Source organism: Carboxylicivirga taeanensis (assembly GCF_051851475.1).
GTDB lineage: Bacteria > Bacteroidota > Bacteroidia > Bacteroidales > Marinilabiliaceae > Carboxylicivirga > Carboxylicivirga taeanensis.
Genome location: NZ_JBPUSJ010000003.1, coordinates 354,116 through 371,845 on the forward strand (window position 1 = coordinate 354,116; position 17,730 = coordinate 371,845).

Below are 17,730 nucleotides of genomic sequence, written 5' to 3' on the forward strand. Positions count from 1 at the left end.
CATCGGGGTATTTTGTAACGTTACATTTGTAAAACTAAAATGCTCCACTCTCATAAAAAAGTAGAGAAGTGTTTTTTAATTGAAATCCCGCTTTTATTTGTTTGCTTTCTTCTTCTGTAATTAATTCAATAGAATAGTTGACCTTAATCTCAAAGGGTTTGTCATAGTAATAGGAGTCCCGTTTGCGACAAAATTTAATGGGTGCCCCCATTTCCTTTATTTCATTTATACAGCGGTAAAGGTGACTTTCAGAAATACCTATTTTCTTAGAGAACTCTTTTGGCTTTCCTGTTGATTTTGACTTAATCAATTCATTAATCTGTTTAAGTCTTTCAAGCGTTGGTACTAGTATCATATGGTTAAATTTTAAGTGCCCGTTTTAACTATTAATTCTTAACTTATCACTCGTCGTTCTTCACTTAACACCGGCATCTGCTTCTGCCACATCTTATAATATTTTCCTTGCTGTTCAAACAATTGATAATGCGTGCCTTCTTCTATGAGTTGTCCATCTTCAAGCACCACTATTTTATCGGCATTCATTACCGTACTGAGACGGTGAGCTATTACCACAATGGTTTTGCCCTGCTGTTTCAGATTCTCAATGGCTGCCTGCACATGGCTTTCCGATTCGGAGTCGAGCGACGAAGTGGCTTCATCCAGAATCAGCACCTCCGGATGGCGGTACAAGGCACGGGCAATGGCCAGGCGTTGCTTTTGCCCGCCACTAAGGCTGGCACCGTTCTCGCCCAGATAGGTATTGAAACCATTGGGTAAGCCTTCAATAAATTTCAGAATCCCCAGCTGGTTGCACACCTCCAATACACGTTCCATATCCGGATTAAACTCACCCACCGCAATGTTTTCCACCACATTGCCGGCAAATAAATCGAGTTTTTGAGGCACACTGGCCACCAGCTGTCGCAGGCTATCGTTACTAAAATAATTGATGTTGTGCTGCCCAATGGAGATGCTTCCTTTGTTGAGTGGGTAAAGTTTCTGTATAAGAGCTGCCAGGGTCGTCTTCCCCGAGCCACTCTCGCCAATAATGGCTGTTAACCGGCCTTTAGGAATGGTAAGACTGAAATCTTCAAATACATCCACCCGCGTGCCATAGCTAAACGACACGTTTTCATATTTGATATCACCCAACAACTCCTTACGAAGCTCAATTTTATTCTCTTCCGACTCCCGTTCCAGATCCATAATCTCAAATAAACGGTCGGCGGCAATCAGGGCATTCTGCACTGTTTTGTTCATCCCTATTAAACCGGCTGCAGGCGAGGTAAAATAACCAATAATGGCATAAAACGATAGCAGTTCTCCGGGGGTAATACTTTGGTCGATGACAAAATAGGAACCAACCCAAAGCAAAATAATGGTAAATACCCTGCTTAGAAACTCCGATGAGTTACCGGAAAAGATGGAGTTAAGTCCCGATTTATAGACCGTTTTTAACAAGGTAATAAAACGCACCTCGGTTTTTACATTGGTAAAATCTTCCAGTCCAAACTGCTTGATGGTACGCACCGAATTGAGCGATTCAACCAATTGGCTTTCCAGCTCAGCCGCATGCTCCATTACTTTGCGTTCCTGTTTTTTATTAAGCTTATTGGTAATAAAATAGATCAGAGCATAAAGCGGTATCACTACGGCCATAATCAAGGCCAGCTTCCAGCTATAAATAAACATCAAGCCAAACGAGAACAGCACAATAAACACATTCACCACCAAACTAACAGCCGTATCATTGATAAACGCCCTGATTTTAACCGCATCGTTAATGCGCGAAATGATCTCGCCCACACGCATCGTATCAAAGAAACGCTGTGGCAAGCGCAGTAAGTGCTTATAATAACCCAGTATCAGGCGTGCATCAATCAGCTGCCCGGTTCGTAACATCAGAATGGTTTTCGCACCACCTATAAATATCTGAAAGAGGAGAATCACCAACATGCCCACACTTAATAGATTGAGTAGCTTGGTATTCCCATCTACCAATACATAATCGGTTATCTTTTGAATATAGATGGATGTTGACAGTCCCAGTATGGTATATAAAATAGCTCCCACCAAAGCCTGAAGAAGCATACTTTTATGTGGCTGTAACAAAAAGACAAAGCGCCTGAAGTTGGACACCTTCTCGTTACGGGATACAAAATCATCATTGGGCGCAAACAAAACCAACACACCGGTCCATTGCTTCTCAAATTCAGCCAGTAATACTTTGTGCATCTGTCCATCACCGGGATCCATATATTCCACATGGGTTGCACTTACTTTATAAATAACCACATAATGCTGCAAAACTTCTTTTACGATAACATGCGCAATAGCGGGTAGTGGTATTTTGGGTAATGCATCAATACCACCTTTAACCCCCTTGGCAGTAAAACCCATTTTTTCGGCCGCCTTAATCAAGCCAAGCACATTAGTGCCCTTCTTATCGGTACCTGCCAATTGACGTATTCTCGAAACCGGTAATTTCAATTTATAATGTGAAGCGATGGACGCCAGGCAGGCTGCCCCACAATCGGTGATATCGCGTTGTTTTATTTTCATAGGTTAAGTTAAAGGTTAAGAACTGAGAGTGATGAATTAAGAGTGAAAAGTGAATAGTTAAGAATTAAAGTTGGCTTTGGTGGTTCTGATAGTGGAGCCTAACAAACTTGGTTTCAGCGATGTAATCAGTATCAAATAAGAGGTAAGCCAATAATAAGTTTCGTTGGCTTCTTTGAGTGAGATACTCATTTTATGGATAAAATCAGCTTTACTTTGGGCAAACTCAGCTTCACGAGTCAATGCACCTACAGCTGATCCACTTCTAAGTACATGCCGGCTCAATACAAACTCTTTCAAGCTTTGCAGTTCCCGTGCCAATTCTACAATCTTAATCGCAAACAGGTAACTCTTATCGCGTAATGCGCTTTGCTTTTTCATTTCTTCTTCACTTTTAACTCATCACTATTCACTATTGGTTCTTAACTAATTTGGGATTCATCCAGTCATCAACTTTATCAAACAATAATTGGTAAAGCGTACGATTGGTCAAGACAAAGCGCCCTGTAAGGGTCATTCCTTTCATCAAATGGCCTCTATGCCCTGATTTTAATTCCAGGTAATTAGCCGGTAAAGTAGCTCTTACCTTAAACACAGGCTGATTATTAATTACTACTATATCATCAGCAACAGCAATAACTTCACCTATTAGCAACCCCCATTGATTATAGTTATAAGCATCCAGCTGTAATCGCACCTCCTGACCCTGCTTTATAAAACCAATATCCTTGGGATGGATATAACACTCTGCAATCAAGTGCTCATCTGGCGAGATAGTTGCCAGAGTTTGGCCTGGTGTAATAAAACTACCTACCTGCACGCCTGCCGGAGCTGATATGGTTCCTGCAATTGGTGCTGTAATGATATATTGCTCACATTCCTTTTTAAGCCTGTTTATTGAAGATCTTAAGCTGACACACTCCTGCACGAGCCTGGTTTTTTCAGACTGCCAGTTATTTAGTGATTGGCGTTTATAAACTTCCAGTTGAGATACTGCAGCATCATAATTACTCTTCTTTTGAAGGTATTCCATTTCCGGCGTGACATTATCGTGGTACAGCGACCTAGCAATTTCATACTCTTTTTTCAGAATATTACTATTAATACTTAACTCCTGTACTTTGGCATAATACTGAGTGTATTCCAATCTATACCTGCTTGTTTTAAATTCATTTAAGCCACTTATCAGTAAACTAAGCTCCTCAATAAAGAGTTCTTTTTCTTTCAATTGTTTTTTTGATAATTCAATTTGTTCGGTCAAATGATCAGCACGCAACTCTACCAATGTATCGCCCATAAGTACCTGACAACCTTCCGACAGATGACAACTTAATACTTGTCCCGCCAAGAAACTTTGAATCTGGCTGTTTTCAACAGGTGTTCTTATTATACCCCTACCCTGAGTAGTAAGTTCAATACTTATGAAGGGTAATACAATTATCGCAATAATTATCATGGTTAATAAGAATACATAAACCCATCGAAACCGTTGACTATGTCTTTGAAAATGTGCTTCGATCGAATGCACAGCAATTTCAGGAGGAAAGATCTGTTTCATAAGTTAAGGTTAAGTGTTTTGGCAGTGTCAAATATAGCCATGGGTTTGTCCAAAAAAATGGAATAACACAAAAAGCCACCACTTACACTTCTTAACTTATCTTTATCAATAATGCGCAGGGGTTCATCAACCACAACACATACATCCTCCTTTAAATAGAATGATTTTATTCTCTTATCATACTCAACATCTATCCCTTTCTGCTTTAATTCATCAATTAAGTTGTAGAGTTTACTTCTGGAGATTCCAAGCTTCTTATGAAAAGATTCAGAGTTTCCTGTTTGTCTTTTATTAATTAACTCGAACATTCTTTTTAACATTTCAACTTCCTTAAATATTTTCATATCAAAAAAATTAATAAATGATGAACCTATATTAGTTAATTGCAGGTAATCGAAAACGTAACACCTTTTTAGGAGGTGAAATGACTTCTTATTGATGAACCTTTGAAAAACAAGGATTAACATGCATTTTTTAGAGATTAATTAACTATGCCATCACCGGGCCAGTCCCCATTCTCTTTTCATAATTGTTGCTACATCAAGCACAAATATTAACTACCAGGCCTCATTCTAGTGAACCTAATAAACACTTATTTAATTTTTTAAACGCCGTTTTAGCACGTTATCAATATTTAAATTAATGATTAATTAATGGTTTTTGCTGATTAAAGTGCTCCATATTTTGACTAACAGCAATCCATCGCGAATCCACCTTCACCAACAATAGAGTTTGACAAAGGTGCAATTGTTAAACAAAATTTGATTTTGTCCGTATTAACAACCAACTTTATTGGTTTAATACATCTCTTATCATGAAAATAGTAAATACTTCAATCGTATTTTTTTTTATTGCACTCACCTTCAACGCATGCCTGCTCAAGCCCACCGACCCTAAAAAAGCACACGAACAAGCCATTACCATCGACACACATGTTGATACTCCCATGCAATTTCTGCGGAATAACTTTGACATTGGAAGCCTAAACGAAGCACCTACCAGCCGGGTTGATCTGCCCCGCATGAAGCAGGGTGGACTTGATGCCATCTTCTTTGCCATTTTCACCAATCAGCGCCAGCGAACCCCCACTAACAGCTCCCTGGCCTATCATATGGCGCATCAATTGATTGACTCCACTGAAAAAGCTATAAAAGCCCACGAACACATTGCTGAACTAGCCTACACAACTGACGATGTCATTGAGCTGGAACAAGAAGGTAAAAAAGCAATTTATCTGGGTATGGAAAATGGTTTTCCTCTCAGTGAAAATATTAATCATGTACAAGAATTCTATAACAGAGGTGTTCGCTACATCACTCTGTCGCACAGTGAGAATAACGCCATATGCGATTCATCGACCGACCCAAACGGTCCAGAGCACCATGGGCTCAGCGAATTTGGCAAAGAGGTGGTTAAGGAAATGAACCGACTGGGGATGCTTATTGATGTATCACACATCTCTGACAAAGCATTTTACGATGTGATGGCTTTAAGCACATCACCTGTTATCGCCTCCCACTCATCAGTACGTGCCCTGTGCAATCACCCCCGCAACATGGACGATAGCATGATTAAAACACTGGCCGCTAAGGGTGGCGTAATTCAAATATGCATACTGGGAGCATACATCCAACCCGAAGACACCACCTCGCTCAACTATCAGAAGCATGAAGAATTACGCCTTAAGTACAACAATTGGAACTATTCGAACGAGGAAGAGCGCCAACAAGCCTGGGCTGAATGGCGACAACTAAACGAGCTCTATCCGCCGGTATTACCCTCTATAGCTGATGCTGTTGACCACATTGATTACGTGGTGAACCTTGTAGGAGTAGACTATGTAGGAATCGGCTCGGACTTTGATGGCGGTGGCGGCCTTAGTGATTGTGCCGACGTGAGTGATTTCCCAAAAATAACGGAAGAGCTGGCACGACGTGGCTACTCTAAATCAGATATTGCAAAAATATGGGGCGGTAATTTCCTCAGGGTCTTTAAAGAGGTGGAAGCCAAGGCTGCCGACTACGACCGGGCATCTTTATAAATAGACGCTATAGGTTGATGCAGAATAAAAAAGAGGCTGCAAAGGACCTTCTTGTCCTCAACAGCCTCGTTATTTCAGTACAAACTTTCCTTTTACTTTTGTGTCAGCACCCAAACTGTTTTAAAATCTTCCTTTTGACGGTAGCTTGCCATATCAGCCAAAGCGGCTTCCTTTTGTGAATAACCATTGATTGCCACCCGGAAACGCTTATTAGGACTGGTTAACACAAAGGCCTGCTCCTCTCCCATTTCTTTCACTATTTTTAGAAAACGCTGCGCCTGACTATCAGTTTTAAAGCTGCCTGCCACCAAATAGTACACATTTTCGTCAATAACAGCAGGGGCTGCCTCAAATTCTTCGGCCTGTGGCACGTATGCGGCTTCCTCTTTTACTTCGGGTAACAAAAATGGCAAGGCACTAGCTGTATCCATATTCTTGGTGCGCACAGGGTTTTCTGCACTTTGAGAAATAGCAAACAGACCAATCAGTATGGCTACTGAAGCAGCTATTTGTTTTAATCCTACCGGCTGTAGCAGGCGACGCACCTGACGGTTTTCAATGGATGTACTTTGTGGCCTAACAACAGGTGTAAAATGAAAAGAAGATAAGCCATAAGCCTCTGTTAGGTATACTTCAGAAGCATCGGCAACAAACTGCATGTACCCGAGGGCATCTTTCTTTAAAGTACCTACCTTTTCTACAACCACTTGCTCACCCTTATCAACTTTAGCTAAAGTGTTAGTCACAAACTCTTCAACCATCACTTTGGCTTTGCCATAGCTAATTCCATTTTGTTGGGCAAGGGTACTAATTAGTAAGCCATCGTTATGCGATAAGCTCCTGTTAAAACCAATCTCTTTTGAGGGAGGTAAAAACAGGTTTTTTTCGGTATCACGAGACGCACTGACGGGACTCGATACAAAAGCTCCTAAATTAGGAATGATTACGCACTCATGCGTAAAAAGTAAATTCGATATTTGTTGGGCAACTGTTGTCATAATTGCAAAATTAACAAAAAGGCGAGTGAGAATATTAACTTTCTTTCAACATTTGTTTATTATTTGTTGATAACAGGTTTATATCCATGCCAGTTATCAACCACATCAGTATTCAGACCACTCTAAGTTACTAAATAAGAGACCAAAAACCCAAGATATTAATGTGAATAAGTAATTATATTAACCGCACATCTGCTCACCCCGATTTATAAGCTTGTATCGTGAAGTGTCGGCGACAAGTGATAATCAAGCCGGTAATTAACTTTTATTAAGAACACCGGCCATAAATAAGAGAAGTATACAAACCCAACATTTCAAACGATTTCTTACTTTTGAAGCTCGTTTAACTATGAAACGAACAAGCAGATGACGGATTTGCACTTAAACGTAAGTACTCGCCAACTGCTTGTAAGTTCAACCTGATAGACATTCAGGTTAAAAAAGAAAGCTACACTAATGGCAAAGCAAATTCTAGTAACCGGAGGAACAGGTTACATCGGATCACACACCGTGGTTGAATTGCAGGAGAAAGGTTTCGACGTGGTTATAGTTGATAACCTGTCCAATTCAAAAATTGAAGTACTGGACAATATTGAGAAAATCTCAGGTATTCGTCCGGCCTTTGAAAACTTTAATTTATCAGAGCGAGACTTAACAGACAACTTCTTTCAGAAGTATCCCAACATTGAGGCCATTATTCATTTTGCGGCCTACAAAGCTGTTGGCGAATCGGTACAAAAACCACTGGAATATTACCGCAACAACCTGGTATCGTTAATGAACCTGCTGGAATGCATGAAGAAGTACAGTGTGCCGCACATGGTATTTTCGTCGTCGTGCACAGTATACGGCCAACCGGATGTTTTACCAGTTACCGAGCAAACCCCACGAAAAGAGGCTGAGTCGCCTTATGGCAACACAAAAGCAATTTGCGAGGACATCATGCGCGATTATTGCACAGCTAACGAAAGCATCAACTGCATTGCTCTTCGCTATTTTAACCCTATTGGGGCTCACCCAAGCGCCTTAATTGGCGAACTACCAGTTGGTGTACCCAACAACCTGGTTCCATTTATCACCCAAACAGCAGCTGGCCTTCGCGAGGAGCTGAGTATCTTCGGAGAAAATTATGATACCGAAGATGGTACTGCTATCCGCGATTACATCAACGTAGTCGATTTGGCCAAAGCGCACGTTGTAGCCATTGACCGCATGCTAAATGGTCAATCAAAGGCCAACTACGAGTATTTTAATGTTGGCACCGGATCTGGCTACTCAGTTATGCAGCTTGTAAAAGCCTTTATCAAGGTAACGGGTGTGGACCTGAAGTATAAAATTGTTGACCGACGCGCAGGCGATATTGAAAAAATATGGGCAGATACGAGTTATGGTAACAATGAATTAGGCTGGAAAGCAGAAAAAACACTCGAAGAAACATTGGCTTCGGCCTGGGCCTGGGAAAAACAGGTAAGAGGCATCCAATAAACCACCTCTCTTTTTAAAGACATCAAAAAAAGCTGTTAGTGCATACACTGGCAGCTTTTTTTGATCCATTCAGGTATAATCTGAAGCAACAGGCATCTAATTTCCATTTCGATGCACTAAAAGATTTCCCTTAATATCTCTTCCCTTTTGCCGAAAACATATTATATACAATAAAAAAAATGGCATTTACATCACCCGGTACCTATTTAAAAGAATTAAACCAACCAATAACGAGGTTGCCGAAGCAGTGCCTGCTGCCGAGTAAAGTATTTCCAGTAAACATAAACAAGGGCTTGGCTTTCATCACGAAACCAGGCCCTTGTTGCATTTAGACCGTTTACCAACAAAACACCTTAACTTATCAAAATAATATCCTCTAGCTAACTGCCTCTTATATGTTTCTACTATATTTATTCATATTTTTTATATCAACGTGCTGAGGCACAAGATTTCTAACCATTAAAAACAAATCTATGGAAATGAGTGTACAACGCCCCTGGCAAGGAACAGTAATGGGCGTGTTAAATGCAATTGGAGTAGTGTTCGGATTCATGGCTGTTATAGCACTGATATTTGGAGGCACATTTATAGCGGCCGCTTTGGAAGATGCCGGCCTGGCTATGCTGGCAGGTTTCAGCACAACGATTATCGCAGTTGTTTTGATTCCTTTTTTGATCCTGTACATATTTATAACTCTAGGATTCTTCAAAGGGCAGAAGTGGGCCGTAATTGTAGCTCTAGTGCTCACAGCAATCGGGACTATTGGTAATGTAGTCTCATTAAGTATCATCCCACTACTAATTAACGCCTTTTTTATTTATTGCTACATCATTTGCATGAAGGATGCCTATTACAAATAATAGCTCCCGGAAAATCTATCAAAAAGCTCCTTAACCGGGGCTTTTTTTTGCTTCCATGCAACTTTTGTATCTTGAAAAACTTCTTGATACATTTGTCGCACATCATAATACAATAATTTATGAAAAAGCTATTGATTACCGGAGGAGCCGGATTTATTGGGTCACACGTGGTACGTTTGTTCGTTGAAAAATATTCCGACTACCACATTTACAATCTGGATGCCTTAACCTATGCGGGCAACCTTGAAAACCTGAAAGACATCGAAAATAAAAGTAACTACACCTTTATTAAGGCCGACATTACCGATGCCGAGCAGATGAGCGCCCTATTTGCAGAACATGGCTTTGACGGAGTGATTCATCTCGCCGCCGAGTCGCATGTTGACCGCTCCATTTCTGATCCTTTAGCTTTTATCAAAACCAATATCCTGGGAACAGTTAACCTGCTGAATGCGGCTAAAACGAGCTGGCAGGAGAACATGGATCAACACCTGTTCTACCACATCTCAACAGACGAGGTATATGGCTCACTGGGAACCACTGGCTTGTTTACCGAAACAACTGCCTATGATCCACGCAGCCCTTACTCATCATCAAAAGCCAGCTCCGACCATTTAGTGCGTGCTTACCATCACACATATGGCTTGCCGGTGGTTATCTCCAACTGCTCAAACAACTATGGCCCCAATCAGTTTCCTGAAAAACTGATTCCACTATCGATTAACAACATCAAAAACAATAAGCCCATCCCGATTTATGGCAAAGGTGAAAATATCCGCGACTGGTTATATGTTATTGACCATGCCCGCGCCATTGATCTAATTTATCATCAGGGTAAAAATGGCGAAACATACAATATTGGCGGCATCAATGAGTGGACGAATATCGACCTCATCCACAAGCTATGCGAGGTGATGGACAAGAAATTGGGACGCGAAAAAGGAGAATCTGCCAAACTCATTACCTTTGTAAAAGACCGGGCTGGCCACGATATGCGCTATGCCATTGACGCCACCAAACTAATGGAAGAATTGGGTTGGGTGCCGTCACTTCAGTTTGAAGAAGGAATAGAAAAAACGGTGGAATGGTACCTCGACAATGAAGATTGGCTGAATAACATTCTATCGGGTGATTACGAACACTACTACCAAAAGCAATATAACGAGCGCTAGGCCGTTATTAATGATCGAACAAACAGGGCTGTCTCAAATAGGACGGCCCTGTTTTTATTCACCCGGGTTGTCAGCACCCCCTGCCCTATTTTGTTAACCCCGCATAACAGCCGACATGCGGCCTCGGATTTGACGCTGTATCCGGAACACTTATTTTTTACTTTTAACAATATGTTCATTTAGCAATTGAAAGTAAATTCGACTGTAACCTCCTCTTAAATAGATACTCGAAAAATTTAGTCTAAGAAAAGTACAACTATTTTTTATTTGCTGCGTAGGAATGCCACTGTAGGGAAGTTGAAAAACAGATACCTCAACATCTCTGCAAATTGGGAATCAACTCTAGTGTTTTATGAATACCGGGTGCTCCGGTGAAAAAAAGTATGTTGTATGCAACTACGAAGCATTCAATCCAAAATTCTATTGACTTTTGGATCGGTCGTTTTTATGGTTCTTGCGGCGGTAAGTTTTACATTTTACTACTCCGTTAGCAAAACCTTAACTGAAGACATGAGGACACAGCAGCTCCACGCATTTTTGGAGGCCTCACAAAGTAACTTGCGGGCCGCATTTGAAAAGGCCATTGAAACATCCATTGGCCTGGCAAGCGACCCCACAATCAATGCGTGGTTCGATGGCCACGAAACCGATGAATACATCAAAACGCACAGTCTGGACAGAATAAATGCGGCCGTTGAAGAGTTTGGCTACCTTACTGCTTTTGCGGTTAACAGCCGGACACACAACTTTTGGTCAAAAGACCATCTTCTGGTAGAGGTGGTATCTAAAGATGATCCGGATGACGATTGGTTTTTTAATTCCTTAAAAAACAGCCAAATTCGCGTTCAATCCAACCTTGATTACAACCAGGTTCTCAACCAGTCGGCATTGTTCATAAACGTTATCATGGGAAGTGCCGAAGCACCTTTAGGAGTTGCAGGTGTAGGGATGAACATTGACGAATTGGTGAACGAATTGACTAAACAAAAATTCAGTACAGGCAGTAAACTATGGGTGGCTGATGATAGTGGTGTTATAAAACTGGCACAGGACAGTGAAGACGTTAATGCATCGCTGGATAAAGTTTTAGGCAAAGTATCCCAAAAAATCATTAATTCGAGCGATAAAGGCTTAGTTAGCGAATATGAGATTGACGGTGAAGCCAACGAAGTTGTTTACATGAATATTGGCGAAACCGGCCATAAAATTGTAATGCTGGTGCCAACACGCGAATTGGTGAGTATGCTAAGGCCCATTCGCAACCTAACATTGGTTATTGGATCCATTTTCTTAATCATAGCGCTTGCACTGGCTTATATCATTTCGCGCTCACTGGCTCAACCTATCTTACAAATAAACAAGGTTGCCAATTTATTAGCCGAAGGGGATCTAAGCATCGATATTGACCAGTCATTAACAGCAAGAAGGGATGAAATTGGTCAGTTGGCTCATACCTTCAATAAGATGACTGATAAAATATCGGCTGTTATCTCACAAACTAAACAAACCGCTTTACTTATTGCGGAAGGAGGCAACAAGCTAACCGATTCGGCCAGTGAACTTTCGAGCCGTTCGATGCAGCAAGCCACATCTACCGAAGAAGTATCCGCTTCAATGGAAGAAATGGGGGCCAACATCAGTCAAAATGCTGATAACTCCAAACAAACTGAGCACATCATGTCCCAGGCCTTTAAAGAGACCAGTGCCGGTGGAGAGATTGTTAAGCAAGCTGTTGAAGGCACCAAACTGATTGCAGAGAAAGTGCTGATTATTGAAGAAATAGCCATGCAAACAAATATCCTCTCACTAAATGCAGCTGTTGAGGCAGCGCGAGCCGGTGAGGAAGGCAGAGGGTTTGCTGTTGTTGCTGCCGAGGTGCGTAAACTGGCCGAACGCAGCCGCGAGTCGGCCAACGAAATACAGGAGAAAGCCAAAGCTGGTGTTGACATAGCTACCAAGGCAGGTGCTATTTTCGACAGTCTGGTGCCCGACATACAAAAGGCCTACAACCTGGTGTCTGAAATTTCGGCCGCATCTATGGAGCAGAACGAAGGCTCTAAGCAAGTTAATAAGGCCATTCTGGAGCTTGATAGTGTATCGCAGGGCAATGCTTCGGCAGCCGACAAAATATCAGCCTTAAGTGAATCCTTTTTTGAAGAAGTTAAAAAGCTAAATGAGGCCATCAGCTTCTTTAAAACTAAAGACTAGTTTACCCGTTAAATATCAAAAAAAACCTGCCGTTCGCTAATGGCAGGTTTTTTTATTTCATCTGGCAGCAGATGCTATTTCTGTTTTAGATTTTCAACTGGCAATCCGTTACGCCGCCAGCTAATCAACCCGCCCTTTAACTGGATAATGTTGATATAGCCCAAGCTATCCAAAACCTCAGCGGCCGGCCCGGTGCGCAAATCCTTCTCACAATACACAAAAATAGTATCGCTCTTTGACACAGCTTTGCATAGTTCAATCAAATCGCGTTTTTCGGGCGCCGGCATGGCATTCTTAATGCGGTAGCTATTGAATTTTTTTGCAGGTCTGACATCCACAATTAGCGCCCGTGGATGCTTTTGCGTCAATGAGTAAAACAGCTTTGCATTCACCCGCTTAGAGTTTTGGGCTCCAACAGGTAGTATACAGGCACATAACAACAATAGTAGTATGGAAAAATGTTTCATATTTTATGGTGTTTACAGCTAAATCATACGCCACACAAAATGCTTGGTTACAAGAAACCCGAAGCGCAGTGCGCCCCGGGCTATATCATTTTCAGGCCAAGCAACTGTTAATCAGATAAAATCTACATATCTACCTGCTCCAGCCGCGGCTCAATCTGTTGCCTGAATTCATTAATCAATTTCGTTCTCACATCCTTTAGGGCATATTCATAGTTACCCGGCCGCATGCCTCTAATCCCATTTAGATTATCGGCAAAAACTTCTGTACGTTGATTTACATCTTTTATAGAAATGGTGAAGTCGGCAAAAACAGTAAAAACGGAGTAGCCCTGCCCTTTGCGTTCATCACCCGCTACAAAGCTAGAGTTGATTGTTACAACAAAATCCGCTTCAGCCATATTGGTGGTAAAAGTGAAGAAGTTTTCATTCAGTTCGGTTTTTAGCATCGCTGTAAAAGCACCTTTATCATCTAAATCGCCAAACACTCGTTCTTCACTAACCAGGTAGGCTTTGGATTTCAGCACTTCGAGAGCAATAGTGGTTGAAGGCATTTGTTGCTCGGGGAAAAAAACTTTTAAAAGTCGCTTCTCCTCCTCATTCATTTCGGCCTCGGCAACATGTGAAAAATCAAAACCCGCGGTTATTTCCTGCATTTTCCGTTTAGAAATTAAGCGTGTAACCGATACCGAGGCGTGCCCGTCGTAATCGGTTTTACTTTGCGAGGCAAGAATACCTTCTCCTTTGGTAAAGGCATATTTAACAGGGAAACCAACCAGTGGTCTTTTCTCTCCAGATCGGCCTTCAAAAAGTGCACTGATGGTAATTGGCACTTCTAACTTTTTCGAAAATTGAATCTGGTAATTCGAATGAACAGGCATTAACTGAATTCGACGAAGAACATCCTGAATGGTACTAAACAACTCAGTACCTACATTAAAAGTCCCATCAACCGTTTTATAGGTCAAGTCTTCTTCCAGATGATTTTTGATAGCAATCACTCCTTTAGCCAGGTAATTGAGTGCCGAATAGGCATCGTACTCATCAATCGCTTTTCGGGCATCTGTTAAATAGGCCCCGGCAATCATTTTAGCTTTATCCAGTTTCATTTGCCGGGCGCGCTCATATTTCTGCTTGGAGAGGCGCGTCATTACCCAGTATTCTTTTCTGTTTTCCCAGGTCAGTACCTCATAGCCTTCGAGTGTTTGCTCAACCGAAGCATGCACCTTTGATTCATATTCCTCTTTGTACTCGTAATCGGTTTCAATTTTGTGCAGAACCGAGTTGGATGAAATATTCACCTTAATTTCACTGCTCATCTGCTTAAGTGCCGCTCCCCGGGCAGCTTGCCTGTAATCTACTGCACTTCCTATTTTGGGAACAGTAGCAATGCCTATGAAGTAGGCCGGGTCGTTGGGACGCTGTTTAACCCACGCCGGTTTCTTTTTGGCCTCAGTGCTGACGGGCAGCAATAAAAACGCCAAAAGGGCAATTAGCGTTAAGTTTGAGTATTTCTTCATCATATTTTTGTATCAGGTTAACTATTTAAAATCTGGTCGATTGAACGAAATACCAGGTCAGGCTCAAAGCCTCTGGACTGCGCAAAACGTGCCAGTGCAGCTTTGGTTTGCCAGGCATCCTTGTTCTTAATCTGCCGTAGTTTGGTATGCAATAATTCTGCCAGTTTTTCATGGTAATCAGTTACATCGATTTGCTCCAAGGCCTCCTCAATCAGATCTGAACCAATGCTTTTAGCCCTCAACTGAAATCGAATTTTAATGCGTCCCCAGCCGTTAAATAAAAATTTATCTTTCACATAATAGGCAGCATAGCGACTGTCATCAATAAATTTTTCTTTAATCAGGCTATCAAGTGCGGCCGCCACCTCTTCTTCATTTAACTCCCAATTTATCAGTTTTTTTCTTATCTCTGATGTACAATATTCTTTTCGCGAACACAGAGCAGCCGCCTTATTTAAGGCTTGACGATAGTCCATAATGAATTGTTTAATCCCAATAGCGATACAATGCTATATTACCGGCAAATTTGTTCAGCTGATTAGCCCCTCCAACCACGTGTTTTTATTTGATGTAAATACCTTTGATATTCATGAATTCTTTCATGCCATAATGCGATAACTCGCGCCCGTAGCCACTTTCTTTTACTCCTCCAAACGGCAATCGCGGATCGGAGCGTACAAAATCATTAACAAAGCAACAACCGGCCTCTAGGTCTTCTTCTGCTATTCGTCTCCCCTTCTCAATATCGCTGGTAAAAACAGCCGCTCCCAGTCCAAATACGGTATCGTTGGCTATGCGAACGGCATCTGCCTCATCTTTTGCCCGGATCAAGGCCGCCACGGGTCCAAAAAGCTCCTCGTGATAAGCCACCATCCCAGGCTGAACATCCCCTAATACAGTAGCGGGATAATAGGCCCCGTCCCTATTGGGAATGTACCCGCCAGTAAGCAGCTTGGCGCCCTTGTTAATACTATTCTCCACCTGACGATGCAGGTCTTCCCTAAAGCTGGATTTGGCTAAGGGCCCCATATCCTTCGTTTCATCAAACGGATCACCCAGAGTAATGGCCCGCATTTTATCGGTAAACTTTGTAGCAAAAACATCGTAAACCTCATCCTCTACAATAAAGCGCTTGGCACCAATGCAGCTTTGTCCGGCGTTTAAAATACGCCCGGCTACACAAGCCTCCACAGCTGCATCTATATCTGCATCTTTAAGAATCAGGTATGGATCGCTGCCACCCAGTTCCAGCACACACTTTTTGAGATACAGCCCGGCAGTTGATGCCACAGCTTTCCCGGCAGGAGTGCTACCGGTGAGGGTGACTGCTTTTACACGCCTATCGCTGATTATCTTTTCTACACGGCTACTTCTTATCAAAAGTGTTCGGAAAACATCCCTTGGAAAGCCAGCCTCTTCAAATACATGTTCAATAGCCAAAGCACAGGCAGGCACATTGGATGCATGTTTTAACAAGCACACATTACCCGCCATTAAAACCGGAGCTGCAAACCTAAACACCTGCCATAATGGAAAGTTCCATGGCATAATCGCCAGCACGGGTCCAATTGGCTGCATAGCTGCATAGGAGTATTGCGCTTCGGTATCAATGGTTTCGCTCTTTAGAAAACTAGCGCCATTCTGAGCGTAATACTCACAAACTTTGGCACATTTTTCGACCTCAGCACGAGCTTCTGTAATGTTTTTACCCATCTCCACCGTGATATTAAAAGCCAGCCCTTCGAGCTTCTCTCTTAATACCTTAGCCGCCTCAAACAATAAGCTACTTCGTTTATCAACCGTTGCCTTTCGCCAGCTAGCGTAAGCAATTAAATTGGCCTCGATAATACTATCAATCTCATCAGAATTATACTCTTCATATTGTCTGATTACTTCACCGTTAGCCGGATTTATGCTTTTTAAATACATGCTTTTTTATTTTAGGTAAGCAGCTTAAAAATACATTGAAAAAAACGATTCAGGAAAGTTTTAAGAAGGAAATTCCCTTAACAGGCATTATACTGCTAGCATCCAGCCAACTCATAACAATTTATTGATCTGATAATTAGTTGGGCGGAACCAACACCTAAAAACGGAAGTCTGCTAAATTACTGTTGGGATGAGTCGTTCAGGGGTATCATCTTTAAGGCACAGGATCGTGGCCATGTCCTCCCCAGGGATGGCAACTTAAAATCCGCTTGATGGATAGGAACAAACCTTTAAATGGGCCGTGCTTTTTCAGTGCCTCAATGGTATATTGTGAGCACGTTGGTGTGTAGCGACAGGAAGCCCCAAGCACCGGAGAAATAATCCATTGATAGAGTTTTACCGGAATAAGTAACAGGGCAACCAAGCCTTGCTGCAACAACAGCAGCACTCGCTTATAAAACGGAATATGATTAGTCGACCTTTTCATCTCCCAATAGCTCATCAGATAGTTTCCTGAGTGCTTTCTTCATGCCTTTTTCAACCAATTTATAGTCTAACATTTCACTTGGCAAGTAAATAAAGGCAACGGCAAAATTTTTGCTCTGCTCACTCAACTGCGAATAGAGCTCTTCTTTATTCAGGCGATAAGCTTCGCGGGTTAGTCGTTTGAGCCGGTTTCGCTTATAAGCCCTTTTAAAACGCTTTTTCGAAACGCTAATCAATATTTGAAGGGGAACGGTTACAGAGGAGCTCTCCAATGGCAGATAAGTGACCCTGAAGGGGTATTTGACGAAAGATTTACCCTTTGTAAATAACTCTTCAACGACGGTACGACTGCACAAACGTTCGTTTTTTCCAAAGGTAAATCGCTTCTGTTCCATTAGTATCAGATAAAAACAATCCTCTTTGCCAAAGACAAAGAGGATTCATCAGCCT

The 17,730-nt window shown here is 41.9% G+C and carries 17 protein-coding genes; 5 read left to right on the forward strand and 12 right to left on the reverse strand.

Annotated elements, in window-relative coordinates:
• Positions 1-34 precede the first annotated feature (34 nt).
• From ACSX1H_RS06855 to ACSX1H_RS06875, 5 genes are read right to left on the reverse strand one after another with little or no spacing between them, the layout of a single operon-like run.
• On the reverse strand, positions 35-355 hold the full coding sequence (locus ACSX1H_RS06855) for a hypothetical protein (RefSeq protein ID WP_439183098.1): 321 nt from the start codon (positions 353-355) through the stop codon (positions 35-37).
• 38 nt (positions 356-393) lie between these two features.
• Entirely contained in the window at positions 394-2,562 is a 2,169-nt protein-coding gene (locus tag ACSX1H_RS06860; protein ID WP_439183099.1) for a peptidase domain-containing ABC transporter, read from the reverse strand.
• A gap of 57 nt (positions 2,563-2,619) precedes the next feature.
• On the reverse strand, positions 2,620-2,940 hold the full coding sequence (locus tag ACSX1H_RS06865) for a four helix bundle protein (RefSeq protein WP_439183100.1): 321 nt from the start codon (positions 2,938-2,940) through the stop codon (positions 2,620-2,622).
• A 31-nt stretch (positions 2,941-2,971) separates the two neighbouring features.
• A complete protein-coding gene (locus ACSX1H_RS06870; protein WP_439183101.1) occupies positions 2,972-4,117 on the reverse strand; it encodes an HlyD family secretion protein in 1,146 nt (381 codons plus the stop codon).
• Entirely contained in the window at positions 4,114-4,461 is a 348-nt protein-coding gene (locus tag ACSX1H_RS06875; RefSeq protein WP_439183102.1) for a hypothetical protein, read from the reverse strand. Before ACSX1H_RS06875 ends, ACSX1H_RS06870 begins: the two co-directional genes overlap by 4 nt.
• Before the next feature lie 470 nt (positions 4,462-4,931).
• On the opposite strand from ACSX1H_RS06875, the gene ACSX1H_RS06880 reads away from it, so the two are divergent.
• Complete coding sequence (locus ACSX1H_RS06880) at positions 4,932-6,158, forward strand: dipeptidase (protein ID WP_439183103.1); 1,227 nt, start codon at positions 4,932-4,934, stop codon at positions 6,156-6,158.
• A gap of 92 nt (positions 6,159-6,250) precedes the next feature.
• Here ACSX1H_RS06880 and ACSX1H_RS06885 read toward each other — a convergent pair whose 3' ends face one another.
• Entirely contained in the window at positions 6,251-7,156 is a 906-nt protein-coding gene (locus ACSX1H_RS06885; RefSeq protein WP_439183104.1) for an HU domain-containing protein, read from the reverse strand.
• A gap of 456 nt (positions 7,157-7,612) precedes the next feature.
• Between ACSX1H_RS06885 and galE the strand changes: the two genes are divergently transcribed.
• The 4 genes from galE to ACSX1H_RS06905 all read left to right on the forward strand — a co-directional run bounded on the left by galE (position 7,613) and on the right by ACSX1H_RS06905 (position 12,881).
• Positions 7,613-8,641: a UDP-glucose 4-epimerase GalE gene (gene galE, locus ACSX1H_RS06890; protein WP_439183105.1), complete on the forward strand. Its 1,029-nt coding sequence runs from the start codon at positions 7,613-7,615 to the stop codon at positions 8,639-8,641.
• A gap of 473 nt (positions 8,642-9,114) precedes the next feature.
• Positions 9,115-9,501: a hypothetical protein gene (locus ACSX1H_RS06895; protein WP_439183106.1), complete on the forward strand. Its 387-nt coding sequence runs from the start codon at positions 9,115-9,117 to the stop codon at positions 9,499-9,501.
• 119 nt (positions 9,502-9,620) lie between these two features.
• The gene (gene rfbB, locus ACSX1H_RS06900) at positions 9,621-10,673 is read left to right on the forward strand and encodes a dTDP-glucose 4,6-dehydratase (protein WP_439183107.1); all 1,053 of its coding nucleotides are present in this window, start codon (positions 9,621-9,623) and stop codon (positions 10,671-10,673) included.
• Positions 10,674-11,063: 390 nt separating this feature from the next.
• Positions 11,064-12,881, forward strand: coding sequence for a methyl-accepting chemotaxis protein (locus ACSX1H_RS06905; RefSeq protein ID WP_439183108.1), 1,818 nt, complete (start codon positions 11,064-11,066; stop codon positions 12,879-12,881).
• A 74-nt stretch (positions 12,882-12,955) separates the two neighbouring features.
• Here ACSX1H_RS06905 and ACSX1H_RS06910 read toward each other — a convergent pair whose 3' ends face one another.
• From ACSX1H_RS06910 to rnpA, 6 genes are all read right to left on the reverse strand, one after another.
• Positions 12,956-13,348, reverse strand: a complete 393-nt coding sequence (locus ACSX1H_RS06910) for a rhodanese-like domain-containing protein (RefSeq protein WP_439183109.1) — start codon at positions 13,346-13,348, stop codon at positions 12,956-12,958.
• Positions 13,349-13,470: 122 nt separating this feature from the next.
• Positions 13,471-14,868, reverse strand: a complete 1,398-nt coding sequence (locus tag ACSX1H_RS06915; RefSeq protein WP_439183110.1) for an LPP20 family lipoprotein — start codon at positions 14,866-14,868, stop codon at positions 13,471-13,473.
• 14 nt (positions 14,869-14,882) lie between these two features.
• The gene (locus tag ACSX1H_RS06920; protein ID WP_439183111.1) at positions 14,883-15,341 is read right to left on the reverse strand and encodes a regulatory protein RecX; all 459 of its coding nucleotides are present in this window, start codon (positions 15,339-15,341) and stop codon (positions 14,883-14,885) included.
• An 85-nt stretch (positions 15,342-15,426) separates the two neighbouring features.
• Positions 15,427-16,794 (reverse strand): NAD-dependent succinate-semialdehyde dehydrogenase, encoded by a 1,368-nt coding sequence (locus tag ACSX1H_RS06925; protein WP_439183112.1) that lies wholly within the window; start codon positions 16,792-16,794, stop codon positions 15,427-15,429.
• A gap of 214 nt (positions 16,795-17,008) precedes the next feature.
• Complete coding sequence (gene yidD / locus ACSX1H_RS06930; RefSeq protein WP_439183113.1) at positions 17,009-17,281, reverse strand: membrane protein insertion efficiency factor YidD; 273 nt, start codon at positions 17,279-17,281, stop codon at positions 17,009-17,011.
• Positions 17,265-17,675, reverse strand: coding sequence for a ribonuclease P protein component (rnpA, locus tag ACSX1H_RS06935; RefSeq protein ID WP_439183114.1), 411 nt, complete (start codon positions 17,673-17,675; stop codon positions 17,265-17,267). The genes yidD and rnpA overlap by 17 nt, the downstream gene beginning before the upstream one ends.
• Between the last annotated feature and the right edge of the window lie 55 nt (positions 17,676-17,730).